20 protein-coding genes are annotated in these 25373 nt (G+C 65.0%); 6 read left to right on the top strand and 14 right to left on the bottom strand.

Annotated features, from left to right (window positions below; translation table 11 throughout):
- Positions 1–47 precede the first annotated feature (47 nt).
- Positions 48–1082: a substrate-binding domain-containing protein gene (locus tag AC0L4C_RS10675; RefSeq protein WP_473399530.1), complete on the bottom strand. Its 1035-nt coding sequence runs from the start codon at positions 1080–1082 to the stop codon at positions 48–50.
- 320 nt (positions 1083–1402) lie between these two features.
- Here AC0L4C_RS10675 and AC0L4C_RS10670 point away from each other — a divergent pair, with 320 nt between their 5' ends.
- The 3 genes from AC0L4C_RS10670 to AC0L4C_RS10660 all read left to right on the top strand — a co-directional run bounded on the left by AC0L4C_RS10670 (position 1403) and on the right by AC0L4C_RS10660 (position 6523).
- Positions 1403–2674, top strand: coding sequence for an ROK family transcriptional regulator (locus AC0L4C_RS10670; protein WP_473399529.1), 1272 nt, complete (start codon positions 1403–1405; stop codon positions 2672–2674).
- A 61-nt stretch (positions 2675–2735) separates the two neighbouring features.
- Positions 2736–4946, top strand: coding sequence for a putative bifunctional diguanylate cyclase/phosphodiesterase (locus tag AC0L4C_RS10665; RefSeq protein WP_473399528.1), 2211 nt, complete (start codon positions 2736–2738; stop codon positions 4944–4946).
- Positions 4947–5053: 107 nt separating this feature from the next.
- Positions 5054–6523 (top strand): diguanylate cyclase domain-containing protein, encoded by a 1470-nt coding sequence (locus AC0L4C_RS10660; RefSeq protein WP_473399527.1) that lies wholly within the window; start codon positions 5054–5056, stop codon positions 6521–6523.
- Here the strand turns inward: AC0L4C_RS10660 and AC0L4C_RS10655 are convergent.
- Both AC0L4C_RS10655 and AC0L4C_RS10650 read right to left on the bottom strand, forming a co-directional pair.
- On the bottom strand, positions 6520–7518 hold the full coding sequence (locus AC0L4C_RS10655) for a DNA topoisomerase IB (RefSeq protein WP_473399525.1): 999 nt from the start codon (positions 7516–7518) through the stop codon (positions 6520–6522). The genes AC0L4C_RS10660 and AC0L4C_RS10655 overlap by 4 nt on opposite strands.
- 12 nt (positions 7519–7530) lie before the next feature.
- A complete protein-coding gene (locus AC0L4C_RS10650) occupies positions 7531–7707 on the bottom strand; it encodes a hypothetical protein (protein WP_473399523.1) in 177 nt (58 codons plus the stop codon).
- 141 nt (positions 7708–7848) lie between these two features.
- Here AC0L4C_RS10650 and ade point away from each other — a divergent pair, with 141 nt between their 5' ends.
- Complete coding sequence (ade, locus tag AC0L4C_RS10645; RefSeq protein ID WP_473399522.1) at positions 7849–9531, top strand: adenine deaminase; 1683 nt, start codon at positions 7849–7851, stop codon at positions 9529–9531.
- Positions 9528–11162, top strand: a complete 1635-nt coding sequence (locus tag AC0L4C_RS10640) for a CocE/NonD family hydrolase (RefSeq protein ID WP_473399521.1) — start codon at positions 9528–9530, stop codon at positions 11160–11162. The genes ade and AC0L4C_RS10640 overlap by 4 nt, the downstream gene beginning before the upstream one ends.
- Positions 11163–11221: 59 nt before the next feature.
- Here AC0L4C_RS10640 and AC0L4C_RS10635 read toward each other — a convergent pair whose 3' ends face one another.
- The 4 genes from AC0L4C_RS10635 to aceA all read right to left on the bottom strand — a co-directional run bounded on the left by AC0L4C_RS10635 (position 11222) and on the right by aceA (position 15619).
- Entirely contained in the window at positions 11222–11563 is a 342-nt protein-coding gene (locus AC0L4C_RS10635; protein WP_473399520.1) for a hypothetical protein, read from the bottom strand.
- 149 nt (positions 11564–11712) lie between these two features.
- Entirely contained in the window at positions 11713–11982 is a 270-nt protein-coding gene (locus AC0L4C_RS10630) for a hypothetical protein (protein ID WP_473399519.1), read from the bottom strand.
- Positions 11983–12055: 73 nt separating this feature from the next.
- A complete protein-coding gene (locus AC0L4C_RS10625) occupies positions 12056–14212 on the bottom strand; it encodes a malate synthase G (protein ID WP_473399517.1) in 2157 nt (718 codons plus the stop codon).
- Between the two features lie 105 nt (positions 14213–14317).
- A complete protein-coding gene (gene aceA / locus AC0L4C_RS10620; RefSeq protein ID WP_473399516.1) occupies positions 14318–15619 on the bottom strand; it encodes an isocitrate lyase in 1302 nt (433 codons plus the stop codon).
- A 140-nt stretch (positions 15620–15759) separates the two neighbouring features.
- On the opposite strand from aceA, the gene AC0L4C_RS10615 reads away from it, so the two are divergent.
- Positions 15760–17163: a helix-turn-helix domain-containing protein gene (locus AC0L4C_RS10615; protein WP_473399515.1), complete on the top strand. Its 1404-nt coding sequence runs from the start codon at positions 15760–15762 to the stop codon at positions 17161–17163.
- On the opposite strand, the gene guaD is transcribed toward AC0L4C_RS10615, so the two are convergent.
- The 7 genes from guaD to xdhC form a co-directional block, all read right to left on the bottom strand.
- Complete coding sequence (gene guaD, locus AC0L4C_RS10610; RefSeq protein WP_473399514.1) at positions 17160–18449, bottom strand: guanine deaminase; 1290 nt, start codon at positions 18447–18449, stop codon at positions 17160–17162. The genes AC0L4C_RS10615 and guaD overlap by 4 nt on opposite strands.
- Complete coding sequence (locus AC0L4C_RS10605; RefSeq protein WP_473399513.1) at positions 18446–19669, bottom strand: urate hydroxylase PuuD; 1224 nt, start codon at positions 19667–19669, stop codon at positions 18446–18448. The genes guaD and AC0L4C_RS10605 overlap by 4 nt, the downstream gene beginning before the upstream one ends.
- 95 nt (positions 19670–19764) lie before the next feature.
- On the bottom strand, positions 19765–20856 hold the full coding sequence (locus tag AC0L4C_RS10600) for a BMP family ABC transporter substrate-binding protein (RefSeq protein WP_473399512.1): 1092 nt from the start codon (positions 20854–20856) through the stop codon (positions 19765–19767).
- A gap of 64 nt (positions 20857–20920) precedes the next feature.
- On the bottom strand, positions 20921–21850 hold the full coding sequence (locus AC0L4C_RS10595) for an ABC transporter permease (RefSeq protein WP_473399511.1): 930 nt from the start codon (positions 21848–21850) through the stop codon (positions 20921–20923).
- Positions 21847–22929 (bottom strand): ABC transporter permease, encoded by a 1083-nt coding sequence (locus AC0L4C_RS10590; protein ID WP_473399510.1) that lies wholly within the window; start codon positions 22927–22929, stop codon positions 21847–21849. The genes AC0L4C_RS10595 and AC0L4C_RS10590 overlap by 4 nt, the downstream gene beginning before the upstream one ends.
- Positions 22913–24460 carry an ABC transporter ATP-binding protein gene (locus tag AC0L4C_RS10585; RefSeq protein WP_473399509.1) on the bottom strand — a complete coding sequence of 516 codons (1548 nt, stop codon included), beginning with the start codon at positions 24458–24460 and terminating at the stop codon, positions 22913–22915. Before AC0L4C_RS10585 ends, AC0L4C_RS10590 begins: the two co-directional genes overlap by 17 nt.
- Positions 24450–25325, bottom strand: coding sequence for a xanthine dehydrogenase accessory protein XdhC (xdhC, locus tag AC0L4C_RS10580; protein ID WP_473399506.1), 876 nt, complete (start codon positions 25323–25325; stop codon positions 24450–24452). The genes AC0L4C_RS10585 and xdhC overlap by 11 nt, the downstream gene beginning before the upstream one ends.
- Between the last annotated feature and the right edge of the window lie 48 nt (positions 25326–25373).

Below are 25373 nucleotides of genomic sequence, written 5' to 3'. Positions count from 1 at the left end.
CCGCCCGGACTGCATCCGGGCGGGAACCGATAGGCGTCACCGGTGACTTAGCCCCAGCAAAGCTCGAGGCCTTTGGTGGTGTCGATCGAGTCGACGCCGGCAACCGGCTTGTCGGTGATCAGCGTCGCTCCGGTGTCGAAGAAGTCGAGGCCCGGCGTCGGGGCCGGCTTTTCGCCGGTCTCGGCATAGGTCTTGATCGCTTCGAGGGCCATCGAGGCCATCAGCAGCGGATATTGCTGGCTGGTCGCGCCGATCACCCCGTCCCGCACGTTCTCGACACCCGGGCAGCCGCCATCGACCGCGACGAACAGCACCGAGCCGTCATCCTTGCCGATGGCCTTGAGGGCTTCGTAGCCACCCGCCGCTGCCGGCTCGTTGATCGCATAGACCACATTGATGTCCGGGCACTTCTGCAGCAGCGTTTCCATGGCGGTCCGTCCACCATCTTCCGAACCGGCCGTCATCTCGTGCCCGCAGATACGCGGATCATCTTCGTCGCCGTAGCGATTGGGGTCCATCACGTCGATGCCGAAGCCTTCCATGAAGCCCTGGTCGCGCAGATAGTCGACAGTCGGCTGGTTCACCGCGAGGTCGAGGAACGCGATCTTGGCGTTCGCCGCAGCGTCGCCCAGCGTGCCCTTGGCCCATTCACCGATCAGCCGGCCGGCCTTGCGGTTATCCGTCGCAAAAGTCGCGTCGGCCGCATCGATCGGATCGAGCGGCGTATCGAGCACGATGACCAGCAATCCGGCATCCCGCGCCTGCTGGATGGTCGGCACGATGGCACTCGAATCCGACGGCACGATCGCAAAGCCCTTGGCACCGGCCGAGATCAGGTTCTCGATCGCCGCGATCTGGCTGTCATTGTCGCCATCGAACTTGCCTGCCGCGGTGCGCAGGTCAAGACCGAGCTCGTCGGCCTTGGCCTGGGCGCCTTCGCGCATTTTCACGAAGAAGGGATTGCCCTCGGTCTTGGTGATCAGGCCGACAATCGGCTTGTCCTGGGCGAATGCAGCGGCACCCGCCATCGAGGCGAGCACAACCGCGCCTGCCAACGTGGCCTTGAATAGATTCAGTCCCATAAGTTCCTCCCAATGGGTGCTTCTAACTGCCCGCCTCCAGCTCCTCCGGATGCTCGGGCGCCGGTCCAGGCGAAGGGCGTTTGCACCCTCGCCTCCTCCAGACCGTGCAGCCAATTCATCCCATCGAAAGCACCCTGTCAATTAATTAATCCAGTTGATTTATTAATTGACAGGTGCCGCGCCGATACTCCACGTTCACCATAAGGAGTACACGGAAGCCTATGTAATCGATTGCAATTCTCGCCGCAGCGGGTGAAATGGCCGGGTCCACGCCCTGCCCGTCTCCGGGCAAATCCGTGCAATCTCAAGGAGTTTTCGCATTGGCCGACAGAGCCAGGGAGGCAGACCGATCGACGCGTCCGGAGGCCTCCGCACGCGGCACCAACCAGACCGGTGTGCGCCTCTACAATGAACGTCTGGTCCTTTCGCTGATCCGCCTGCACGGACAATTGCCCAAGGTGGACATCGCGAGGATGACCGGCCTGTCGCCCCAGACCATCTCGATCATCATGAACCAGTTGAGCGATGACGGCTTGCTGCTGAAAGGCAGCCCGAGCCGCGGACGGATCGGCCAGCCCTCCGTGCCCTATTCGCTCAATCCCGACGGGGCCCTGGCATTCGGCCTCAAGGTCGGCCGTCGGAGCGTCGACCTCTATCTCATCAATTTCACCGGTGAGATCCTGTTCGCGCTGCACAAGACCTACGCCTACCCCACGCCGGACGCCGTTCGCCGTTTCGCGGCAGACGGCATCGCCGACCTGCTCAAGAGCCTGCCCGCCGGCGCCGCCGGTCGCATAGCCGGCCTCGGCATCGCCGCGCCCTACGAGATGTGGACCTGGCACGAGGAGATCGGCGCCCCCAGGGAGGAGATCGACGCCTGGCGCTCGATCGACATTCGCGCAGAAATTGCCGCGCTGTGCCCCTGGCCCGTCTACTTCGCCAACGATATTACCGCCGCCTGCGCCGCCGAACTGATGTTTGGGCGCGGCGGCGAGTTCATCGACTACCTCTATGTCTTTATTGGATCTTTCATCGGCGGCGGACTGGTCCTCGACGGCCACCTGTTTCCCGGCCGCACCCAGAATGCGGCGGCGCTCGGCTCGATGCCGGCCCGCGGCGGACCGCCGTCTGGCGGCGGCAAATCCCCGCAGCTGATGCATACAGCCTCGATCTACGTACTCGAGCGCAAGCTGGTGGCGCAGGGCCGCAATGCCGATATCCTCTGGCAATCCCCCGATGACTGGGGACATGACTTGGGACCGGCGCTCGACGAATGGATTGCCGAGGTGGCAGACAGCCTCGCCTGTTCCTTGGTCGCTGCCGTCGCCGTGATCGACGTCGAAACGATCGTCATCGATGGCGCTTTCCCTGTTGCGGTGCGCGAGGCCATCATCGCCGTGACCCGCGACCGTCTTGCCACCCTCAGCCTGCAGGGGCTGTCGCCGTTCAGCCTTGTCGCCGGTACCATCGGGAACGCGGCGCGGGCCATGGGCGGCGCCAGCCTGCCGCTGCTGGCAAATTTTACGCAAGACCGGGAAGTCCTCTTCAAGGAAAATCGGCAGGCTTCGACAAAAAACTTGGCGGCGCAGTAACAGTCTCTCAAGTCCATCCGCTCTACTATGCTTGGGGATAGTTAGAGTCATTTGGACGCATATGTTTTTTGAGGCCCGCATTCCGGAGCGCTGGCGCTTCCAGGCGAGTGTTCTTGCACCCGTGGTATTCTCCCTGCTGGTCACCGCATCGATGGTGCTCACCTTCCTGCTCTGGTCCACCTCCGACCTCGATGCCCGCAGCCGGCAACGCGAGTATCAACTCGCCGAGCACATCCTCAAGGAACAAAAGCTGGCCATTCCGCACGACCAGCGCAGCGTCGTGGTCTGGGATGAAGCGGTCGAAAACACCAGCATCTCCGCTGATTTTGACTGGATCGACCGCAACCTCGGCTCGTGGATGCACGAGTTCTTCGGTCACAACCGCATCTTCGTCCTCGATAGCCAGAACCGCCCGATGTACGGCATGGATCAGGGCAATGCCGCCAATCCCGACCTGTTCTTCGATGATGCGGAGGTCTACCGCCCCCTCATCGAGCAGTTGCGGCACCGTATCGCCGGCGGCGAACTGAGCGCCTTTGCCCAGGGTGGTGCTCCGTTTCCGCAGGTCACGGCCGTCACCGTTGTCGCCGCTGCACCGGCCATCGTATCGATCTCGCCCATCATCGGGGACACCGCGCGGTTCGCCCAGCCGCCAGAGGCCGTCTACCTGCATCTGAGTGTGGTCTACCTGGATACGGTCTTTGCCCACCGTCTCGCCCGCGACTACCTGCTCAGCGACGCGACGTTCTCGCGCCAGGCCGGCCATAACCCGGACCGCGCCGAGTTCCCCATGATGGCCGCTGACGGACGCATTGCCGGCTTCCTCGAGTGGACATCTGAAAGGCCCGGCACCACCATGCTGGTACAGACTGGTCTGGCCCTGGGCGGCGGCTTTGTCTTCGCCGCCATCCTCGTGGCGCTCCTGCTCTACCGCCTGTGGCGCTCGTCCAGCGCTCTCGAGCGCGGCCGGCTGGCAGCCCACCATCAGGCCAACCACGACGCATTGACCGGCCTTGCCAACCGCGCCAGCTTCGACGAGGTCCTCGGGCGCACGGTCCGGACCGGCGCCGCCCTCGGGCACGGCACGGCCCTGCTGATGCTCGATCTGGATCGCTTCAAGCAGGTCAATGATACGCTCGGTCACCAGTCCGGTGATGATTTGATCCGCCTGGTCGCCGCGCGGCTGAAGGAGGTCACCGGCCCCCGTGACACCCTGGCCCGGCTCGGTGGAGATGAATTCGCCATCATCCACGTCGCCACCGACAGCCTCGCCGAGCATCTGGCCCTCTCGGAGCGCATCATCGACGCCGTCGGCAGGCCCTTCGACCTCGTCGGCGGCGAGGCCTTCGTCGGCGTCAGCATCGGCATCGTCGCCATCACCAATGGCACGACCGACCCCAGCGAAGTCACCCGCAAGGCCGACATTGCGCTCTACGAGGCCAAGGCCGCCGGCCGCAATCGGGCCGTCGTCTATGAGGAGGCCATGGATGAATTGCTGCAGAACCGGCACACCATCGAGGCCGACCTGCGCGAAGCCATGCGAGAGACCGGCCAGCTGGGCGTCGTCTTCCAGCCCCTCTATGATCGCCAGACGGGCGTCGTCACCGGCGCCGAGGCCCTGCTGCGCTGGACCCATCCGACACAGGGACCGATCTCGCCCTCGCAGTTCATCCCCGTCGCCGAGGGCACCGGGCTGATCGAGCAACTCGGCGAGTTCGTGCTGCGCCAGTCATGCAAGATTGGCGCCCGCTATCCAGGCATGACGCTGGCGGTCAACATCTCGCCTGTCCAGCTGCGCAACCCCAAATTCGCCGAACATCTCTTCGACCTGCTGCTCGAGACCGGCATGAACCCCGCCGACCTCGAGATCGAGATCACCGAAAACATCCTGCTCGACGATCAGGACGTCGCCGCCGCCTCGCTCCGCACCTTCCGCGGCGCTGGCATCCGCATCGCGCTCGACGACTTCGGCACCGGCTACTCGTCGCTGAACTACCTCACGCGCTACCCCGTCGATCGCATCAAGATCGACCGGTCCTTTGTCAGCCAGCTTGCCGAGGGTGACGTCTCGGTCGCCATCATCCAGGCCATGGTGACGCTCGCCCACGCCCTCAATATCGACGTGACGGCCGAGGGCGTGGAAACCGAGGAACAACGCCGTCTCCTCGACCGGCTCGGCTGCAATACGCTGCAGGGCTACCTGCTGTCCCGGCCGGTTGCGGCCGACCTCATCGAGGCGCTGTTCGAGAAAACCCTGGCCGAGGTCGCATAAGCGCTTCATTTACCCTCCGGCACGATGGTCTTCGCCGTTAAGCCCCCGATCAGGGCCGCACCCCTAGTCTTCTCCCTATTCCGCGGATGCGATTGGGGAGCATCGAGATGAGCACATCGAAAAAGCCGGGCTGGCGCTTTTCCATCAGCGTCCTGTTGCCGGTGCTGGTTGCCATACTGGTGACGGTCGGCACAGCCGCCGCCTTCGTCGTCTTCTCCACCACCAATAGCGACGAGCGCGCCCTGACGCGCCAGGTCCGCCTCGTCAGTCACATCCTGAACAAGGAACGCCAGTATCTCTCGGACGAGCAATCCGACGTCTCCCCGTCCGACGATGCTGTCGAGGCGGTCGCAGACGGGCTCGACCTGGACTGGATCGACGAATTCCTCGGCCGCGGGTTCTACGAGGATTACGGCCACCACCGCATCTACCTGCTCGATCCCGATCTCCGGCCGCGCTACGCCATGCGCGACGGTGGCGAGGCCGCGCTCTCCAGCTTTGCCGCCGACAGCGACGCCGTTCGGGCCCTGGCCGCCCAGTTGCAATCTCCCGACCAGATCAGCGCTATCGACGCCTTCGAGAATGGCTTCGGCGACGTGCCGGCCGTTTCAGATTTCGCCATCATCGAAGGCAAGGCCGCGCTTGTCGGCGTCATTCCCATCCTTGGTGAGAGCATGGATGTCGTCGTCCCGCCCGGCAAGGCGTTCATCCAGGTCGCCATCCGCTTTCTCGATGACGCATTGGCGCGCGAGTTGATGGACGAATACCTGATCGACGGCGCCCGCTTCGACGCTGATGCGCCCGTGGCGCCCGGCGACGCAGCGCTGCCACTCAGGAACGAGGCCGGCGACACCGTGGCCTGGTTCAAGTGGACACCCGACCGGCCCGGCGCACAGATTCTCGCCGATACTGCACCCGCCATGGGCCTCGCCCTGCTGGTTGGCGGCATTGTCATCGCTCTGCTGATGATCCGGCTGCGCCGCTCGTCAGGCGAACTGGAGGCGGCCCGCGCCGACGCCCAGCACCGCGCCTTGCATGACCCGCTCACCAGCCTCGCCAACCGCGCCGGCTTCCAGGAGCGCCTGTCGCAGGCCATGGCATCGCTCAGTCGGGGTCACGGCCCCGTCGCCCTGCTGGCCCTTGATCTCGACCGCTTCAAGCAGGTCAACGACACGCTTGGTCATGATGCCGGTGATCAGTTGCTGCGTCAGGTCGCCGAGCGGATGCAGCCGCTGCTGCGCGAAACCGACACCGTCGCCCGCCTCGGTGGCGACGAATTTGCCATCATCCAGACCGATCTGAAAAATGTCCGCGACAGCGCCACACTCTCCGAGCGCATCATCGCCCGTGTGTCCGAGCCCTATGCGCTCATGGGCCAGCAGGCCCGCATCGGCGTCAGCATTGGCGTAGCGACCGCCACCGGCGCCGGCGACGCTGCCGACCTGCCGGCACGCGCCGATTTTGCGCTCTATGAGGCCAAGGATGCCGGGCGCAACTGCTACCGGATGTACAACGCCCCCCGCGCCGGCGACAACGTGCTGAACCTGCCGCTGCCGTCCAGCAACCGCGTTGCCTAGCTGACAGTGGACAGCACCGCTTCGAGCCGGGCTTCCCGCTGCTTCAGACCCGCCCGGGATACCGCTGCCTCGGTCCACAATGCTGCCAGCTTGCCCGCGTCGAACAGCTTGAAGAGGCACGGCGCGATATAGCTTTGGCGGCAGATTGCCGGCGTGTTCTGCAGGAACGCCGCCACCTGCCGGGCGACGTTCGCCACCTGCCGCTTGCGCGCCGTCGGCGACATGCCAGGCTCCAGCTTGGCCAATGCCTCGGCCGCCAGCGCGCTGGCATGCAGTGTCCGGAAGTCCTTTGCCGTCACCGCAGCGCCGGAAACCTCGCGCAGATAGCGGTTGATGTCCTCGGTCCGGATGGCACGAGCCTCGCCGTCATCGCCACGGTACATCAGCAGTCGGCGGCCGGGGATCGTCTTGATGCGCGCCACAGCCTCGGCCAGTTCGGCATCCTTGAGCGCATAGACCGCTACCTTGCCGCTCTTGGCCGGAAAGCTGATGGCGATCCGCTCGCCCTGCACCCGCACGTCGCGCGTGTACATGGTGCCGGCCCCGCGCGTGCCGTTGGCATCGAGATAGCGCTCGCGTCCCACCCGCATTGCCGTGCGGTCGATCAGCGCCACGCCGATAGCCAGCGCCAGGCGCCTCGAGCCACTCTCGGCAGCAAGATCCTCGCGCACCTTGCGGCGCAGGCGCGGCAGGGCAGCAGCCAGCAGCGTCAGTTGCCGCTGCTTCTTGCGCGTCCGTCGCAACTCCCATTCGGGATGATAGATATACTGGACACGACCCGCCTCGTCGCGACCGCACGCCTGGATATGCGCCAGCGGATGCTCCGCCAGTCGCACCTCGCGCCACGCCGGCGGGATCCCCAGTTGCTTCACTCTGCTGCGGAAATCTTCGTCGGTGACGCGTACGCCATCGCCCGAAAGATACGCATACCCCTTGCCGCGGCGACGACGCTCTATCGTCAGGTCGTCACGCCGAACGTGCTTCAGGCGTGGCATGGCAGCTCCGGATCAGGCAGCGGGTGGTGCAGGAGGAGCGGGCGCAAAGGCGAAGAAGACGAGGTAGATCAGTGCGAACAGCACGACGATGCCGCCGATCGACCAGATCAGCACACGCGAGTTCATCATCCGGTCGTTGCCTTGACGAACCTCGTTCGTGCTCTTCTTGGGATCGAATGTCTGGGTCATGGGACGCTCCTTTTTCCGTTAGGCGTCAACGTGTCGCCGCCGAAGCGGTTCCAGCGCCCCTTGACCTGCGAGGGTCAATCCGTGACGGTGAGACGCCATTCCATCAGTGTGCCCATGCCTTCGAAAGAACGACTGACCCGAATGATCAAGGCCGGTGCCGGCGAGGTCCCCGCCGACATCGTGGTCAAGAACGTCCGCATGCTCGACGTCATCACCGGTGCGGTCACCCATACCGACATCGCCATTGTCGGCGACCGCATCGTCGGCACCCATGGCTATTACGAAGGTGAACGCCTGATCGAGGGTGGTGACCGCTTCGCTGTCCCCGGCTTCATCGACACCCATCTGCACATTGAATCCTCGCTGATCACGCCTTTCGAATTCGACCGCTGCGTGCTGCCCTATGGCGTCACCACCGTCATCTGCGACCCGCACGAGATTGCCAACGTGCTCGGCGCCGAGGGCATCCGCTATTTCCTCGACTGCGCCGAACGCACGGTCATGGATATCCGGGTCAATCTGTCGAGCTGCGTGCCGGCTACCGCCTTCGAGACCTCCGGGGCCCGCCTCGAGATCGCCGATCTCGAGAAATTCCGGCATCATGCCAAGGTCATTGGCCTTGCCGAAGTCATGAACTTTCCCGGCGTGCTCGCGGCCGATCCCGGCATGATCGCCAAGCTCCACGCCTTCCAGGGCGGCCACATCGACGGCCACGCCCCCCTGCTCTCGGACATGGCGCTGAACGGCTACCTCGCCGCCGGCATCCGCACCGACCACGAGGCGACAAGCGCTGCCGAAGCGCGCGAAAAACTGGGCAAGGGCATGGCCATCCTCATCCGCGAGGGTTCGGTCAGCAAGGACCTCGATGCCCTCGCCGAAATCCTCGACGAGAACACCTCCAGCTTCGTCGCCCTTTGCACCGATGATCGCAACCCGCTCGATATTGACGAGGAAGGCCACCTCGACTCGTCCATTCGCCGGCTGATCGCCAAGGGCCGGCCGCTGCACCACGTCTATCGTGCCGCCAGCCATTCTGCGGCCCGGCTGTTCGGCCTCACCGATCGCGGGCTGATCGCGCCCGGCTGGCGTGCCGACATCGCGCTGGTCGACCGGCTGGAAGACTGCTCGGTCACGGATGTGCTGACCGCCGGCCGGCTGGTGCGGCCGGAAATCTTCGAATCCCGCTTCCCCGTCACTGCCGTAGGCCTGGCCTCGATGAAGGCGAAGCCCGTCACGGCCGACACCTTCATCGTGCCCGCCAATCCGGGCCGCAACGAGTCCCTCGTCATCGGCGTCACCCCGGGCAAGATCATCACCCGCCGCGAGACGGCCGTGCTCGAGGTCGGCGATCGCGGCCTGCAGCCCGATTTCGGCAACGACGTCATCAAGGTTGCGGTCATCGAACGGCACGGCCGCAACGGCAATGTCGGTCGCGGCTTTGTCACCGGCTTCGGTCTGACGCGCGGCGCCATTGCCTCGTCGGTCGGCCACGACAGTCACAACATCACCGTCGTTGGCGCCAGCGACGCCGACATGGCTGTTGCCGTCAACCGGCTGATTACCCTGGGCGGCGGCTTTGTCGTTGCCGAAGATGGGGAAGTGACCGCCGAACTGGCGCTGCCGCTGGCCGGTCTGATCAGCCTGCTGCCCTTCGAGACGGTGGCCGAGAAGCTGCACCGCCTGCGGGACGCCGCAATGGTCCTCGGCTGCGTCCTGCCCGAACCCTTCCTGCAGGTTTCCTTCCTGGCGCTGCCAGTGATCCCGCATCTCAAGATCACGGATATGGGCATGTTCGACGTCGACGCCTTCAGTCTGATCGAATGAGCCTGTCGAGCCGCGTTCTCGCCGAGTTCTCCGGCCTGCCCAAGCGCAAGAGCGGCGCCATCCGCCACCGCGGCCTGAAACTGCCCATGCGCGACGGCGTCACGCTCGACACAGACCACTACGCGCCCAGGCTCAAGGGCGAGCACCCCACCATCCTGATGCGCGTCCCTTATGGCCTCAAGGGCTTCGGCACGGTCGCCGAGTGCTACGCCGAGCGCGGCTTTCATGTCGTGCTGCAGGCCTGCCGCGGCACCGGCAAGTCCGGCGGCGAGTTCGATCCGCTGGTGCGAGAGCGCGAGGACGGCCTCGATACCCTGAGCTGGATCAAGTCACAGCCCTGGTTCGACGGCCGTCTGGGCACCTCCGGGCCGAGCTATCTCGGCTATGCCCAGTGGGCCATCTCAGACGCCCTGCCCAAGCAGTCGGCAATGTCGACCAAGGTCACCAGTGCCGAGTTCAAGTCCGTGGTGTTCCCCGGCGGCGCCTTCCATCTCGGTCTCTGGCTGTCCTGGCTGCAGGTCATCGAAGGCATCCGGCGCAACCCGGCCGAGATGTTCATGAACATGCTCAGCGGCGGCGTCGAGCAGCGCACCCTCAAGGCCTCGATGAAGCTGCCGCTGATCGATGCCGACAAGCGCGTCACCGGCCATTCCGTGCCGTTCTGGAAACGCTGGATGAACGATGCCGTCGACAACGACGCCTTCTGGGAATCCCTCGACCACACACACCGGCTGGGCCCGCGCACGCCGCCCAATCACTTCATATCCGGCTGGTACGACTTCATGATCGACCAGTTGCTGCGCGACTACACGACGCTCGTCGATGTGGGGCAGACGCCTTACCTCACCATCGGCCCCTGGACCCACGTGTCGAGCGAGATGCAGGCCCAGAGCATCAAGGAAACGCTGACCTGGATGCGGACGCATTTGTCCGGCGACCGTACGGGCCTGCGCGAAAAGCCGGTTCGCATCCATGTCTCCGGCCTCGATGAATGGCGCGAATTCGACAGCTTCCCGCCCTCCTTCCCTGACACCCAGATCTGGCACATCCACCCCGGCAAGGTGCTGTCGCAGCGCCCGGTGAAGGCCTCCGAGCCCGATCGCTACACCTACGACCCGCGCAAGCCGACGCCGGCAATTGGCGGCGCCATGTTCGCCTTCAAGGGCGCCGGTGCGGTCGACAACGCAAAACTGGAAAAGCGCGCCGACGTCCTCAGTTACACCTCGGAGCCGCTGTTCACGCCCGTCACCATCCTGGGCAATGTCCGCGTCACGCTCTACGCCCGCGCCTCGCTGCCCAATGCCGATTTCTTCGTCCGTCTCTGCGATGTCGATGAAGCCGGCGTCTCCACCAACATCTGCGACGGCCTGATCCGCGTCACCTCGGCGGCGCCGGCCGTCATCGACGATATCTGGAAGCTCAACTTCAAGCTGCACGCCACCGCCCATTGCTTTCGCGAGAAGCATCAGTTGCGGCTGCTGGTCGCCAGCGGCGCGCATCCGCGCTTCGCCCGCAACACCGGCACCGACGAGCCCATCGGCGAGGCGACGCAGCTGCTGCCGGCCGACATCGAGATCTTCCACGATCCGAGCCACCCCACCGCCATCCATCTGCCGGTCTACGAACTCTAGACAACGAAAAATGGCGGGACCCGAAGGTCCCGCCATCCATGTAATGCGATGTGATGCGCTTAGTTCGCGAGGTTGTTCGGGCCGCCCGGGAGCAGGCCGGCTTCCTCGCACTGCTCGGGCGTCATCGACGCCAGCAGCTGATCGAGATTGTCCTCGTTGGCGAGGTCCGGGCTGTCAGTAGCCGTCGAGGTGCTACCGGTCGCCGTGCTGTCGGTGTTGCTTTCGTCGCTGGTCAGCGACTTGTTGGCCGCCACACCGATCGCAGCGCACTTTTCCTGGAACGAGGCCAGGTTCTCGGCCGGAATTTCCATATCGCCAAGCATGGCCTGAGCGAACGCGCCGCCCGACAGAGCCATGGTCGAAACGAGAGCAATCGAAGAAAGCATCGTAAGGATTTTCATGATCAATTCCTTTGTTCTTGAGTGGCCATTATGTGACCTGCTGGGAGAACGGAACGATCCGAAATTGGTTGCCGCAGAAATCTGTACACGGCTTTATTGTGAACGGCGCCCTACGCAACCACGCGCAATTTCATCCTTCGACATGCGCCTCAGCGATAGCCCGCAGCGCGGCAATCCCGCACCGTGAACGGCAGCTGCGCCAGCGCATAGGCGCTGGCCGCGTCGGCCGACTCCATGTCGTCCGGAACGTCTGACGTCAGCGACTGGCGCGACTGCGCTTCCAGCCCGGCGCACGACTCGCGGACGAAGTCGGCCTCCGAATCCGCATAGCGCGCATCGCCGATGACGATCTCCGCCTGCGCCGGCGACGCCATCGCCCAACCGAGAACCAGAGCCAGTGCAATCGCGCGTTGCGTCATCTGTCGTCTCCACAAAAGGCCTTAAGGAATCCGATGCAGAGATGTGCTCAGCACGTGTGGCCAAAGCAGGGCATCAACGCGCCGCTTTGACCCTTTCGCGCGCCGCATGCAGTAACGGTTCGGTGTAGCCCGACGGCTGGTTCGCGCCATCCATCGCCAGGGCCAGTGCCGCCTGGAAAGCGATCGAGGACGGATTGCCCGCCATCGGCTGGTACAGCGGGTCACCGGCATTCTGCTTGTCGACCACCACCGCCATGCGCGCAAAGATCTCCTCGACCTCGGCCGCCGACACCACCTCGTGGCGCAGCCAGTTGGCAATCGCCTGCGAACTGATGCGACAGGTGGCCCGGTCCTCCATCAGCCCCACATCATTGATGTCGGGCACCTTCGAGCAGCCCACGCCCTCGTCGACCCAGCGCACCACGTATCCGAGGATGCCCTGCGCATTGTTCTCGACCTCGCGCACGATCTCGTCCTTCGACAGCGTCGACGGGTCGAGGACAGGCATCGAGAACAGTTCGCCCAGCGTCGGCGTCGGTTGGTTGTGCCGCCGCTTCTGCGCCTCGAACACATCGACCTCGTGATAGTGCAGCGCATGCAGCGTCGCCGCTGTCGGTGACGGCACCCAGGCCGTGTTGGCACCGGAATTGGGATGGCCGATCTTGGCCTGCAGCATGGCCGCCATGTCGTCCGGCCGCGCCCACATGCCCTTGCCGATCTGCGCCTTGCCCGACAGCCCGCAGCTCAGCCCGATCAGCACATTGCGATCCTCATAGGCCTGGATCCAGCGCTCCGACTTCACGTCGTCCTTGCGCAGCACCGGCCCGGCCTCCATCGAGGTGTGGATCTCGTCGCCGGTCCGGTCGAGGAAACCGGTATTGATAAAGAAGATGCGGTCGCGCGCCGCATGGATCGCCGCCTTCAGATTGGCGGAGGTCCGCCGCTCCTCGTCCATGATGCCGATCTTGATCGAGCGCGGCGCGATGCCGAGCATCTTTTCTACGGCGCCGAAGATCTCGCAAGCAAACGCCACCTCGTCCGGCCCGTGCATCTTCGGCTTGACGATATAGATGGCGCCGGTCGTCGAGTTGACCTTGTCCGACAGCGCGCAGAGCACCGTCACCGCCGCATCGAGCAGCCCTTCGCCGATCGGATTGCCATCGGTATCGAGCACGGCCCTGGTGGTCATCAGATGGCCGACATTGCGCACCAGCAGCAGTGCCCGTCCCTTGAGCGTCAGTGTCTCGCCGCGTACGCCCTTGTACGTGCGGTCGGGGTTCAGCCGCCGCGTCAGCGGCTTGCCGCCCTTTTCGAAGGTCTCGACCAGCGTGCCGTTCATCAGCCCCAGCCAGTTGCGATAGACGCCGATCTTGTCCTCGGCATCGACCGCCGCAACCGAGTCCTCGCAGTCCTGGATGGTGGTCAGCGCCGCCTCCAGCACCACGTCTGCCAGCCCGGCGGCATGCGTCATGCCGATCGGGTGCCCCTTGTCGATCACCAGCTCGGCATGCAGGCCATGGTGGCGCAGCAGGATGCGGGCGCCCTGCCCGTCGCGTGCATACCCGACGAACTGCGCCGGGTCCTTGAGCTTGGTGGGGCCGCCTGTCGTGTCGATGGCCAGCGCACCCGTGCGGCCGGTTTCGGCCACCACATAGGCCGTCACGTCGCGGTGGCTGCCCTTGGCCAACGGAAACGCCTCGTCGAGGAACGCCGCGGCAGCGACGACCACCGCCGCGCCGCGCTTGGGGTTGAACCCCTTGCCCGGCGCCAGCTCGCCCTCGCGCGACACCGCGTCGGTGCCGTAGAGCGCGTCATAGAGGCTGCCCCAGCGCGCATTGGCGGCGTTGAGCGCATAGCGCGCATTGGAAACCGGCACCACCAGCTGCGGGCCGCAGATTGACGAGATCTCGGGGTCGAGCCCCACCGTCTCGATGCTGAAATCCTTGGGCTCGTCGACCAGGTAGCCGATGTCGCGCAGAAACCGCTCATAGCCGGCCGGATTGCTGGCCACCGGCCCGTTGTCGCGGTGCCAGTCATCGATCTGGCTCTGCATCCGGTCGCGAATGGCCAGCAGATGGCGGTTGCGCGGCATGAACTCCGCCACCAGTGCCGCCAGTCCCTCCCAGAAAGCCTCCGGCGCCACCTTCGTCCCAGGCAGTGCTTCCTTCTCGACGAAATCGACAATTCCGCCGTCGACGCTCAGGCCGCCGCGTTGCACATAGTTCGACATCCCACATCCTCTCAACGCAACCGGCGGGCCATGCCCGCCGGTGATAGTCATACCGGACCCTAGCGTCAGCCGCGGGTCACGTGAAGGGCAGAGAGTGCCTTTGGCCTAGAATTGCGCCTGCTCGGTCGAGTGCGCCATCGCCGTCGTGGCACTGCGACCGCCGCTCACCGCCATCGACACGGCGTCGAAATAGCTGGTTCCGACCTCGCGCTGGTGGCGGATGGCCGAAAAACCGTGTGTCTCGGCGGCGAACTCGGCCTGCTGCAGGCGCGAGTAGGCGGCCATGCCCTCCTTGCGATAGCCACGCGCCAGCTCGAAGGTCGTCAGGCTCAGGTTGTGGAAACCGGCCAGGGTGATGAACTGGTACTTGTAGCCCATCGCCCCCAGCTCACGCTGGAACGCGGCCATTTCCGCCTCGCCCATATGCTTGGCCCAGTTGAACGAGGGTGAGCAGTTATAGGCGAGCATCTGGTCGGGGTACTGCTTGCGGATCGCCTCGGCGAAGCGCTTCGCATCGGCCAGGCTCGGCGTCGAGGTCTCGCACCAGACCAGATCGGCATAAGGCGCATAGGCCAGACCCCGCGCAATGGCACACTCGAAGCCGCCCTTGAGCACATAGAACCCCTCCTCGGTACGCTCGCCGGTGACAAACGGCGCATCCGCCTCGTCGATGTCCGAGGTGATCAGTCGTGCCGCTTCGGCATCGGTGCGCGCCATGATCAGCGTCGCCACGCCCGACACGTCCGCTGCCAGTCGCGCGGCGTTGAGAGTCTTGACGAAGGTGCGTGTCGGCACCAGCACCTTGCCGCCCAGGTGCCCGCACTTCTTTTCCGATGCCAGCTGATCCTCGAAATGCACGGCCGCCGCACCGGCCTCGATCATGGCCTTCATCAGTTCGAAGGCATTGAGCGCGCCGCCGAAGCCGGCTTCGGCATCGGCAATGATCGGCACCATCCATTCGGTCTTGGCCGTGCCCGTGCCGTCGAGCCGCTCCATGGTCTCGATCTGGTCGGCGCGCTGCAGCGCTTTGTTGATGCGGCGGACCACCGAGGGAACACTGTCGACCGGATAGAGGCTCTGGTCGGGATACATGTTGCCCGAGCTGTTGGCATCGGCGGCCACCTGCCAGCCGGAGAGGTAGATGGCCTTGAGCCCGGCCTTGATCTGCTGCACGGCCTGGTTGCCGGTGAATGTGCCCAGCGTCGGCACGTAGTCCTCGCTGTGCAGCAGCTCCCATAGCCGCCGGGCGCCGTGATCTGCCAGCGTATGCTGCACCGGCTGGCTGCCCGCCAGACGCGCCACATCCTCGGGACCATAGTCGCGGTCGATACTGTCCCAACGGTCGGGTGCCCATTCTGGCGCGGCGAATTGCGACGGCCGGGCATTGTCTTCTCTGCGATCGAGCATCTGATATTCCTCCTGATATCGAATGCTGTAAATCATTGACAACATCGGCCTTCGAGGCAAGATGCGAACAGAACTCACTGTGTTGAGCTGAAAATTCTGGAAACTGGCCCGATGAATTCTGTAAAGTTTTGTAAATGGAGATGAGCGAGGCCAAGGTTGGCGACAAGGTGCGGCGACTGCGTCGGCAGCGGGCCCTGCCCCAGATCGAGCTCGCAGCCGCCATGGGCATTTCCGCCAGCTACCTCAACCTCATCGAGCACAACCGTCGCCGCGTCACCGTGCCGTTGCTGTTCAAGCTGGCCGGCTTTTTCGGCCTGGAACCCGGCGAGCTCGTCGAAAGCGACGATACACAGATCGCCAGCGACCTCATGCAGGTGTTCAGCGACGAGCTCTTTGCCGACGATGACATCACCAATCAGGAAATCCGCGACCTCGCCGCTTCCAATCCCGTGGCCGGACGCGCCGTGCTGCGCCTGTTTGATCGCTATCGCCAGCTGGCGGACGCCCGCATGCAGGTCGTCGGCAACGATCCGGCCGGCGCCGCCGATCACCCCGCCACCGAAGCCATCTCGGACTTCATCCAGGAGAGCGCCAACCACTTCCCCGAGCTCGAGGCGGCAGCACAGCGCGTCCGCGCCGATATCGACGCCTCCGGTGAAGGATTGGCATCGGGGATGAAATCGTGGCTCGCCAATGTGCTGGGCATGAGCTGGGAGCTGGCCTCCCTGCCCCACCACCTGGCCCGCCGCGTCAGTCCCGACGGGCGTCGGCTCGAGGTCGCCGACATCCTCCCAGCCGAGAGCGCTCTCTTTACCACGGCCCACTTCCTCGCCACCCGCGTCGCCGCAGCCGAGATCGACAGCATCATCCTCGCCTCCCGGCTGCCGCAGGCCGATGCGCCGGTGCTCGCCGAGAACGTGCTCGCCTCCTATTTCGCCGCGGCCTTGATGATGCCCTATGAGCCCTTCCTGCGCGCCGCCCGCGATTGCCGCTACGACATCGAGCGGCTCGCCCGTCGCTTCGACGCCAGCTTCGAGCAGGTCTGCCATCGGCTGACCACCCTGCAGCGCCCGGGCATGCAGGGCATTCCGCTGCATCTCGTGCGCACCGACATCGCCGGCAATATCTCCAAGCGCTTCTCGCTTTCCGGCCTCGCCATTCCGCGGCACGGCGGTGCCTGCCCGCGCTGGAATGTCTACTCGGCCTTTTTGAGGCCGGGCGAGGTCAACGTGCAGCTCTCCCAACTACCCGACGGCGAGACCTATTTCTGCATCGCCCGGAGCATCACCAAGGGTGACTACCGGCACAACGCGCAGCGCCGCCACCTTTCGATCGGGCTGGGCTGCCGCATCGAGCACGCGCGGCAGATGGTCTATTCGGACGGGATCGACCTCTCCAATGCCAGCCACATCGTGCCGATCGGCGCCGGCTGTCGGGTCTGCCCGCGCCTCGATTGCGACCAGCGCGCCCACCCGCCCGCCGACCATCGCTTCCGGCTCGACCCCACCTTCCGGGCCGAGAGCATCTACACCCGGATGAGCTAGACCGGCAGTGCGGACTTGAGCGGCTTGCCCGCCACATAAGTCTCCGCCACCGCCCGGTCGTCGCCGCAGGTCTGCAGCAGGAACAGTTCCTCAGACAGCGTCTCCACCGTCTCCATGCGCAGCCGCATCTGCGGCGTGGCGCGGGCGTCGAGCACCACGAGATCGGCCGACTTGCCCGCCTCGATACTGCCGATCTCGTCCTCGAGCGACATCGCCCGGGCATTGCCGAGCGTCATGTGGAAGAACGAGCGCAGCGGCGTCAGCCGCTGGCCGCGCAGTTGCAGCACCTTGTAGCCCTCGTCCATGGTCTGCAGCATCGAGTAGCTGGTGCCGCCGCCGACATCGGTCGCCGCCGCGATGCGCACGCCGTGCTCATGCAGCCGCGCGTAGTCGAACAGGCCCGAACCGATAAACAGGTTCGACGTCGGACAGAACACCGCCACCGAGCGCGTCTCCGCCAGCACTTCCGTCTCGCGATGCGACAGGTGGATGGCATGCCCGAGCAGCGTCTTGGGGCCAAGCAGATGGAACTTCTCGTAGATGCCGACATAGTCGCCGTAGTTTGGAAACAGCTCGTTGGCAAAAGCGATCTCGGCGAGGTTCTCCGACACATGCGTCTGAATGTGCAGGTCCGGGAATTCCTTGGCCAGCGCCTCGGCCATGGCCATCTGCTCATGCGTCGAGGTAATGGCAAAGCGCGGCGTGATGGCGTAGCGGGCGCGGCCCTTGCCGTGCCATCTGGCAATCCCCGCCTTGGTGTCGTCATAGCCCGACTGCGGCGTATCGCGCAGGCCCGGAGGGGCATTGCGGTCCATCATCACCTTGCCCCCCACCATCAGCATATTGCGCTTTTCCGCCTCGCTGAAAAACGCATCGGCCGAGTTCGGATGCACCGAGCAATAGGCGGCGGCGGTTGTCGTGCCATGCCGCACCAGTTCGTCGAAGAACAGCGAGGCGATGCGGGTCGAGTGCGCCTCGTCCGCAAACCTCTGCTCTTCCACGAACGTATAGGTATTGAGCCACTCGAGCAGGTTCGCGGCATAGGAGCCGATCACCTGCATCTGTGGAAAATGGATATGCGGATCGATCAACCCCGACAGGATCAGATTGGGCCGGTGGTCGATGACTTCGACCCCCTCTCTGGCCGCATAGGGGCCGACCGCGACGACCTTGCCGCCGTCGATCTCGACCATCCCGTCGTCCCACAACCGGTAGCTTGAGCTGTCGTCGACCGCCTGCGGTTCCTCCACAAAGGTCAGGACGCGACCGCGCAGGATCGTCGTCATTGCGCCGAGCCCTCGCGGAACCAGGCCACGATCAGTGCCCGCTCCTCGGGCGTGATCTCGGTGGCATTGCCCGGTGGCATGGCGTGGCTGTAGCCGGCCTGCAGCGCAATCTCCCGCGCGTGGTTGGCCACGGCAACCTCGCTGTCGAGATGCACATTCTTGGGCGCTTCGTGGATGCCGTCCCAGCTGGGATTGGCCGAGTGGCACATCGAGCAACGCCCGACCACCGCATTGGTCACCTCGGCAAAGCGCGGCGACGCCATGTAGGCGGCCGCCGTCGCGCTGGGCAGCGCTTCCCGGTCCTCGCCGAGCTTGGGCGCCGAGGACAGCCAGGCAATGAAGATGAAGATCACCACCGCCGCCAGCCACGTCCAGTGCGGGTTGCCCTTGCGCGCATGCCGGGTGTTGAACCAGTGCCGGATGATGGCGCCCTCGAGGAAGATCAGCGCGGCGATCACCCAGTTCCACTCCGTTGCAAAGAACAGCGGGTAATGGCTCGACAGCATGAAGAAAATGACCGGCAGGGTCAGGTAGTTGTTGTGAAGGCTGCGCTGCTTGGCGATCTTGCCGTACTTGGCGTCGGGCACCCGCCCGGCCTTGAGATCGGCAACAACGATCGTCTGGTTCGGAATGATGATGGCCGCAACATTGGCGGTCATGATCGTCGCGGTGAAAATGCCCATGTGCAGCATCGCCGCGCGGCCGGTGAACAGTTGCGTATAGATCCACGCCATCGCGGTGAGGATGACGAACAGCACCAGCATCAGCCCGAAGGTGGACTCGCCGATCTTCGACTTGCAGAGCCTGTCATAGAGCACCCAGCCGACCACGATCGAGGCCATCGAGATGCCGATCGCCTGCCAGGCCGCGATGTCGAGCACATGCCGGTCGATCAGGAAGAGATCGGCCCCGACATAGTAGACGATGACCAGCAGCGAGAACCCCGAGAGCCAGGTCGCATAGCTCTCCCACTTGAACCAGGTCAGGTGCTCGGGCAGGAACTCCGGCGCCACCAGATATTTCTGGATGTGGTAGAAGCCGCCGCCATGCACCTGCCATTCCTCGCCATGCGCCAGCGGCGGCAGGCTCGGCGTCTTGCGCAGACCAAGATCGAGCGCGATGAAATAAAAGCTCGAACCGATCCAGGCGATGGCCGTGATCACATGCGTCCACCGCGCCGCAAAGCTCAGCCATTCCCAGAAGATTGCATAATCGGTCATGCGCCGAGATCCTGCCTACGTCGTGGTCCACGCCCGTGTGGGTCGGGCATGCAAGAGAGGGGCGAGCCACCGGGCCCGCCCCCGATCACATCACGTCAAGCCGGAGGAATGACGCCTTCGACATACCAGTCCATGCTCAGCAACTCGCCGTCGGTCATCACCACGCCGGCAGCGACCTTTTCTGCGCCGGTATGGTCGTTGATCGGGCCGGTGAAGATGTTGAACGAGCCATCGATCTGGCCGTTCTTGACCGCTTCGGCAGCAGCCACGACGTCGGCAGGGATGAACTCGTTATAGGGCCCGATCACCACTTCGCCTTCCTTCAGGCCCGGCCAGCGGTCGGCGCTGGTCCAGGTGCCGTCGATCACGGCCTGGGCAGACTGGACGTAGGTGGGGCCCCACCAGTCGATGATCGAGGTCAGCTGCGCCTTGGGCGCAAAGGCCGACATGTCGGCACCCTGGCCGAAGCCGCCAACAATGCCGCGCTCTTCGGCAACCTGCAGGGCCGCCGGACCATCGGTGTGCTGGGCAATGATGTCGATACCCTGGTCGATCATGGCGCGGGCGGCGTCGGCTTCCTTGGCCGGGTCGTTCCAGGTCGAGATATAGACCGGGGTGATGGTGAAGTCCGGATTGACCTTGCGCGCAGCGAGCACGAAGGCATTGATGCCCATCACCACTTCGGGGATCGGGAACGAGCCGATATAGCCCGCCTTGCCGGTCTTGGAGAGATGGCCGGCGATCGTGCCGCACACCGCACGACCTTCATGGAAGCGGGCGTTGTAGGTCGCGACATTGTCCGAGCGCTGGTAGCCGGTGGCATGCTCGAACTTCACGTCCGGGAATTCCTGGGCAACCTTGATGACATAGTCGCCATAGCCGAAGCTGGTCGCAAAGATCAGCTTGTGCCCGGACTGGGCCAGCTCACGCAGCACGCGTTCCGCGTCCGGGCCTTCCGGCACGCCCTCGACGATGGTCGGCTCGGCAACCAGATCGCCCAGCGTGTCCTTCATGTACTTGGCGCCGGTGGCATGGCCGAAGTTCCAGCCATTGTCGTTGGGCGTACCGATCAGCATGAAGCCGACCTTCAGGGGCTCGGCCTGGGCGAAGGCCCGGGAGCCGAGCAGCGGCAGCGCCGCGGCGGCGGCGCCGGTCTTCAGGATGGTACGGCGGTTTAGAACGGTCATCTGTTTCTCTCCTGCATGACGTGTTCAGTGATAGTCGCGAAGGTTCGGGGACGTTGCTCGTCCCTCAACTGGTCGGGATGAAGGGCTTGCCGAGGCAGGCGGGCGCACTGGTGGTGCTGTCGCGACGGATCGAGATCAGCACCAGCACGATCACCGTGGCAAGGTAGGGCAGCGCCGCCCACAGTTCGGCGGGGATAGCGGCCAGCGGTCCACCGCCGGCCTTGGCATAGAGCTCCATGGTCATGACGAGACCGAAGAGATAGGCGCCGGCCCAGAGCCGGAACGGCCGCCACGAGGCAAAGACCACCAGCGCCACCGCGATCCAGCCGCGCCCGGCTGTCATCCGCTCGGCCCATTGCGGCGTCAGTAGCAGCGGGAAACAGGCGCCGGCAATGCCCGCCATGGCGCCGCCGAACATCACCGCCATATAGCGCACGCCGATCACCGAATAGCCGATCGAGTGGGCCGACAGGTCATTCTCGCCCACCGCACGCAGGATCAGCCCGGCGCGCGTCCGCGTCAGGAACCACCAGACCGCAACCACCATGATCAACGAGAAATAGACCAGCGGGTTGTAGCCGAAAATCACCCGCCACACCGGATCGGCAGCCAGTTCGGGCGGAAACAGCGGCTGCATCAGCGTCACCGGCTTGGCGCTGAAGCCCTTGCCGGCAAGGGCCGAAAAGCCGGTGCCGAAAATGGTCAGCGCCAGTCCCGTGGCCGTCTGGTTGGCCGAGAGGCTGAGGGTCAAAAAGCCGAAGATCAGCGATGTCCCCACCCCCGCGGCCGCCGCAATGAGCAGCGCCAGGTAGTGGTTGCCGGTGAGGAAGACCACGGCAAAGCCTGTGATGGCCCCGACCAGCATCATGCCCTCGACGCCGAGGTTGAGCACGCCCGACCGCTCCACCACCAGTTCGCCGAGCGCCGCAATCAGGATCGGTGTCGCGGCCCCGATCACCGTGATGGTGAAGGCAATGAGAAGTTCGGTGCTCATGTGTGCGCCTCCACCTGCTGCGGTCTGACGCGCTTGAGCCGGAAGCGCACGAGGATATCCCCGGCGAGGAGGAAGAACAGCACCATGGCCTGGAAGATGCCGGCCGCCGCATTGGGCAGCCCGATGGTCGTCTGTGCCAGGTCGCTGCCCACGAAGGTGATGGCCAGCACGATGCCGGCAAACACGACGCCCAGCGGATTGAGCCGTCCGAGGAACGCCACGATGATGGCGGTGAACCCGTAATTGGTCGGAAAGCCGGGCACCATACGCTGGAACGGTCCGGCCACTTCGAGCACCCCGGCGAGGCCGGCCAGCGCGCCGCTGACGAGGAACGCCAGCCAGATCGTCTTGTTTTCCGAGAACCCGCCATAGCGCGCCGCATGCGGCGCCGCGCCGACCACCCGCATCTGGTAGCCGAACACCGAGCGCGACATGATGAACCAGGCGATCAGCGCCACAGCGATGGCGATCGGCACACCCAGGTGCACGATCGTGCCGGGGATGATGTTGGGCAGCAGCGCTTCCGCCGCGAAGCGCCGCGTCTGCGGAAAGCCCATGCCCATCGGGTCCTTCCACGGCGCCCGCACCAGATAGTAGATCAGTTGCACCGAGGCATAGGTGAGCATCAGCGACGTCAGGATCTCGTTGACCTTGAGCCGCGTCCGCAGCAGCGCCGGGATCGCCGCGTAGGCCGCACCGCCGAGCACACCGGCGATCACCATCAGCGGCAGGATCCACCAGCCCGTCATGCCATAGGTGGCCAGCGCCACGCCCGTGCCGGCGAGGCCGCCCATCACATACTGACCCTCGGCGCCGATGTTCCAGACATTGGCGCGATAGGCGATCGAGAGACCCACGCCGATGATGATCAGCGGTGCCGCCTTGATGCAGAGGTCCTGCCACTTGTAGGGGTTGGTCAGCGGCGTCAGGAAGATCTCGCGCACCGCGCCAATGCCGTCATAGCCGATCAGCGTGAACACCAGTCCGCCCACCAGCATGGTGAGCAGCACAGCCGCGACCGGGGTCGCATAGAGCATGGTGCGGCTGGGTTCGGGGCGCTTCTCAAGCCGGAACTGCATGCGTAACCTCCGCCTTGGCGCCATGGACGCCACCCATCAGCAGGCCGATCTCTTCGACCGATACCTCGCCCACCTTCATCGCGTCCGACAGTCGCCCGCCATTGATCACCGCCAGCGTGTCGCAAAGCGCCAGCAGCTCGTCGAGATCCTGGCTGATGACGACGATGGCCGAGCCTTCGGCGGCAAGGTCCACCAGCGCCTGATGGATCGCCGCGGCGGCGCCGGCATCGACGCCCCAGGTGGGCTGGCTGACGACCAGCACGGTCGGCCGCTGCAGGATTTCGCGGCCCATGATGTACTTCTGCAGGTTGCCACCCGACAGCGACCCCGCCGTCGAGGCCGGCCCCAGTGCCTTGACCGCGAACTCGGCGATCACCCGCCCGGTATAGGTCTTGGCCGCACCCGAATTGATCAGTCCCATGACCACCATCTGCAGCCGGTCGCGTGCCGTCAGCACCGAGTTGTCCGACAGCGTGAAATCGCCCACCGCCGCATGACCGTTGCGCTCTTCCGGCACGGCGCACAGTCCATGCTTCCGCCGTCCCGTGGTATCGAGCAGGCCGAGCGGGAAACCGTCGATCGTGATGGCGTCCTTGTCGTCGCTGGGCACCTCGCCGCTCAGCGCGTCGAGCAGGGCGTTCTGCCCGTTGCCCGCGACACCCGCGATGCCGAGGATTTCGCCGGCCCGTACCGAAAAGCTGACATCGTCGACCGCGACGTCGAAATGTCCTGTCTTGGTCGAGGACAGATGCGACACCACGAGCTTGGGTTCGCCGATCGACCGCCCCGGCGCCCGCACGATGTCCTTGAGCCCCGCCCCGATCATCTTTTCGGCCATCGACCGCGAGGTTTCAGCCTTGGGGTCGCAGGTATCGACCAGCTTGCCGCCGCGCAGGATGGTCGCCGTATCGCAGAGCGCCTTGATCTCATGCAGCTTGTGCGAAATGTAGAGGATCGAACAGCCGTCGGCCGCCAGCTTGCGCAGCACCACGAACAGTTGCTCCACCTCCTGCGGCGTCAGCACCGAGGTCGGCTCGTCCATGATCAGGAGCTTGGGGTCCAGCAGCAGCGCCCGCACGATCTCGATGCGCTGCCGTTCGCCGACCGACAGGGTCGACACCACGCGACGCGGATCGAGCAGCAGTCCGTAGGTCTGCATCACGCTGGTGATCCGCGCTTCGAGCTCGCGCGATGGGATCCTGGCGTCCATGCCGAGCGCGATGTTCTCGAACACGGTGAGGGCTTCAAACAGCGAGAAATGCTGGAACACCATGCCGATGCCGAGCTTTCGCGCGGCCTTGGGATTGGCGACGGTGATCGGCTGGCCGTTCCACCGGATTTCGCCGGCATCGGGCTGCATGATGCCATAGATCATCTTGACCAGCGTCGACTTGCCGGCGCCGTTCTCACCCAGCAGCGCATGGATAGCGCCCGGTCGGACGCCAAAACTGACTGAATCATTGGCAAGCACGCCAGGGAACCGCTTGGTGATCCCCCTCAGCTCCAGCCGGTACGGCAGTTCAGCGTCCATCGTCGGCTCCCGACATTGCGGTGACCGGCTCCATTGCAGCGCTCGAGGCTTTCCCGCGGCCAATCTGGACCATAATCTCGGCCGCCGCCAGCGCCGCAATCACTTCGGGCCGCTTGTCCCCAATCCCCTGCGGAAAGGCCTTGCCGCCGATCGGCAGCACGAGGCGATCGGCAGCAGCGGCCGTGCCACCAGCCTCGGCCAGATACCAGGAACGGAACTTGGCGCGCTTGGTGCGCGATCCGACCATGCCGACATAGGGCGCATCGGTGCGCTTGAGCGCTTCTTCGGCAATCAGGAAGTCGAGCGCATGGTCATGCGTCAGGATGACGAAGGAGCTGCCTTTCGGCGCTGACCTCACCGCCGCTTCCGGCATCGCCAGCGCCTGCGCGTCGACGCCTTGCGGCAGAGTACCGAGTTCATCGGGCCGCGTATCGATGACGTGCACCTGTAGTGGCAGCGGCAGCAGCGCCGCAGCGAGCGCCCGCCCGACATGCCCGGCACCGAACAGGAACACATGCGGTCGTGCCGCTTCGGCGGCAACCAGGCGCGCCATCAGGGCAGCACCGTCACCGGCCGGTCGCAGCGACACCTCCACGCGCCCGCCGCAGCACTGGCCGATCTCGGGTCCGAGCGGTATGTCCATCGTGTCGTCCGCCAGACCGTCCCGCAGCACCTGCCGGGCGCGGTCGATCACCATATATTCGAGCGCCCCGCCGCCGATCGTGCCCATGCTGTCGCCGGCCGAAATCAGCATGAACGCCCCCGCCTCGCGCGGACTGGAACCGCGGACGGCAGTGAGTTCAGCAACGATGGCCATCGGGCGGTCGGCAAGGAATGCGCGGAGCGTGGCGACGGAGAGAGTCATCGTTCGGCGCCCCCCCTCCCGCCCTCCCCCGCGAAGGGGGGAGGTGTG

It is taken from the genome of Devosia sp. J20-27, from assembly GCF_055808595.1.
This window is presented reverse-complemented; position numbering and strand designations above follow the sequence as displayed.

What these genes read in the sequence shown, in the direction of transcription:
- AC0L4C_RS10675 (WP_473399530.1), bottom strand. Translation starts at nt 1,082, where the DNA reads ATGGGACTGAATCTATTCAAGGCCACGTTGGCAGGCGCGGTTGTGCTC.
- AC0L4C_RS10665 (WP_473399528.1), top strand. Translation starts at nt 2,736, where the DNA reads ATGTTTTTTGAGGCCCGCATTCCGGAGCGCTGGCGCTTCCAGGCGAGT.
- AC0L4C_RS10660 (WP_473399527.1), top strand. Translation starts at nt 5,054, where the DNA reads ATGAGCACATCGAAAAAGCCGGGCTGGCGCTTTTCCATCAGCGTCCTG.
- AC0L4C_RS10655 (WP_473399525.1), bottom strand. Translation starts at nt 7,518, where the DNA reads ATGCCACGCCTGAAGCACGTTCGGCGTGACGACCTGACGATAGAGCGT.
- AC0L4C_RS10650 (WP_473399523.1), bottom strand. Translation starts at nt 7,707, where the DNA reads ATGACCCAGACATTCGATCCCAAGAAGAGCACGAACGAGGTTCGTCAA.
- ade (WP_473399522.1), top strand. Translation starts at nt 7,849, where the DNA reads ATGATCAAGGCCGGTGCCGGCGAGGTCCCCGCCGACATCGTGGTCAAG.
- AC0L4C_RS10640 (WP_473399521.1), top strand. Translation starts at nt 9,528, where the DNA reads ATGAGCCTGTCGAGCCGCGTTCTCGCCGAGTTCTCCGGCCTGCCCAAG.
- AC0L4C_RS10635 (WP_473399520.1), bottom strand. Translation starts at nt 11,563, where the DNA reads ATGAAAATCCTTACGATGCTTTCTTCGATTGCTCTCGTTTCGACCATG.
- AC0L4C_RS10630 (WP_473399519.1), bottom strand. Translation starts at nt 11,982, where the DNA reads ATGACGCAACGCGCGATTGCACTGGCTCTGGTTCTCGGTTGGGCGATG.
- AC0L4C_RS10625 (WP_473399517.1), bottom strand. Translation starts at nt 14,212, where the DNA reads ATGTCGAACTATGTGCAACGCGGCGGCCTGAGCGTCGACGGCGGAATT.
- aceA (WP_473399516.1), bottom strand. Translation starts at nt 15,619, where the DNA reads ATGCTCGATCGCAGAGAAGACAATGCCCGGCCGTCGCAATTCGCCGCG.
- AC0L4C_RS10615 (WP_473399515.1), top strand. Translation starts at nt 15,760, where the DNA reads ATGAGCGAGGCCAAGGTTGGCGACAAGGTGCGGCGACTGCGTCGGCAG.
- guaD (WP_473399514.1), bottom strand. Translation starts at nt 18,449, where the DNA reads ATGACGACGATCCTGCGCGGTCGCGTCCTGACCTTTGTGGAGGAACCG.
- AC0L4C_RS10605 (WP_473399513.1), bottom strand. Translation starts at nt 19,669, where the DNA reads ATGACCGATTATGCAATCTTCTGGGAATGGCTGAGCTTTGCGGCGCGG.
- AC0L4C_RS10600 (WP_473399512.1), bottom strand. Translation starts at nt 20,856, where the DNA reads ATGACCGTTCTAAACCGCCGTACCATCCTGAAGACCGGCGCCGCCGCC.
- AC0L4C_RS10595 (WP_473399511.1), bottom strand. Translation starts at nt 21,850, where the DNA reads ATGAGCACCGAACTTCTCATTGCCTTCACCATCACGGTGATCGGGGCC.
- AC0L4C_RS10590 (WP_473399510.1), bottom strand. Translation starts at nt 22,929, where the DNA reads ATGCAGTTCCGGCTTGAGAAGCGCCCCGAACCCAGCCGCACCATGCTC.
- AC0L4C_RS10585 (WP_473399509.1), bottom strand. Translation starts at nt 24,460, where the DNA reads ATGGACGCTGAACTGCCGTACCGGCTGGAGCTGAGGGGGATCACCAAG.
- xdhC (WP_473399506.1), bottom strand. Translation starts at nt 25,325, where the DNA reads ATGACTCTCTCCGTCGCCACGCTCCGCGCATTCCTTGCCGACCGCCCG.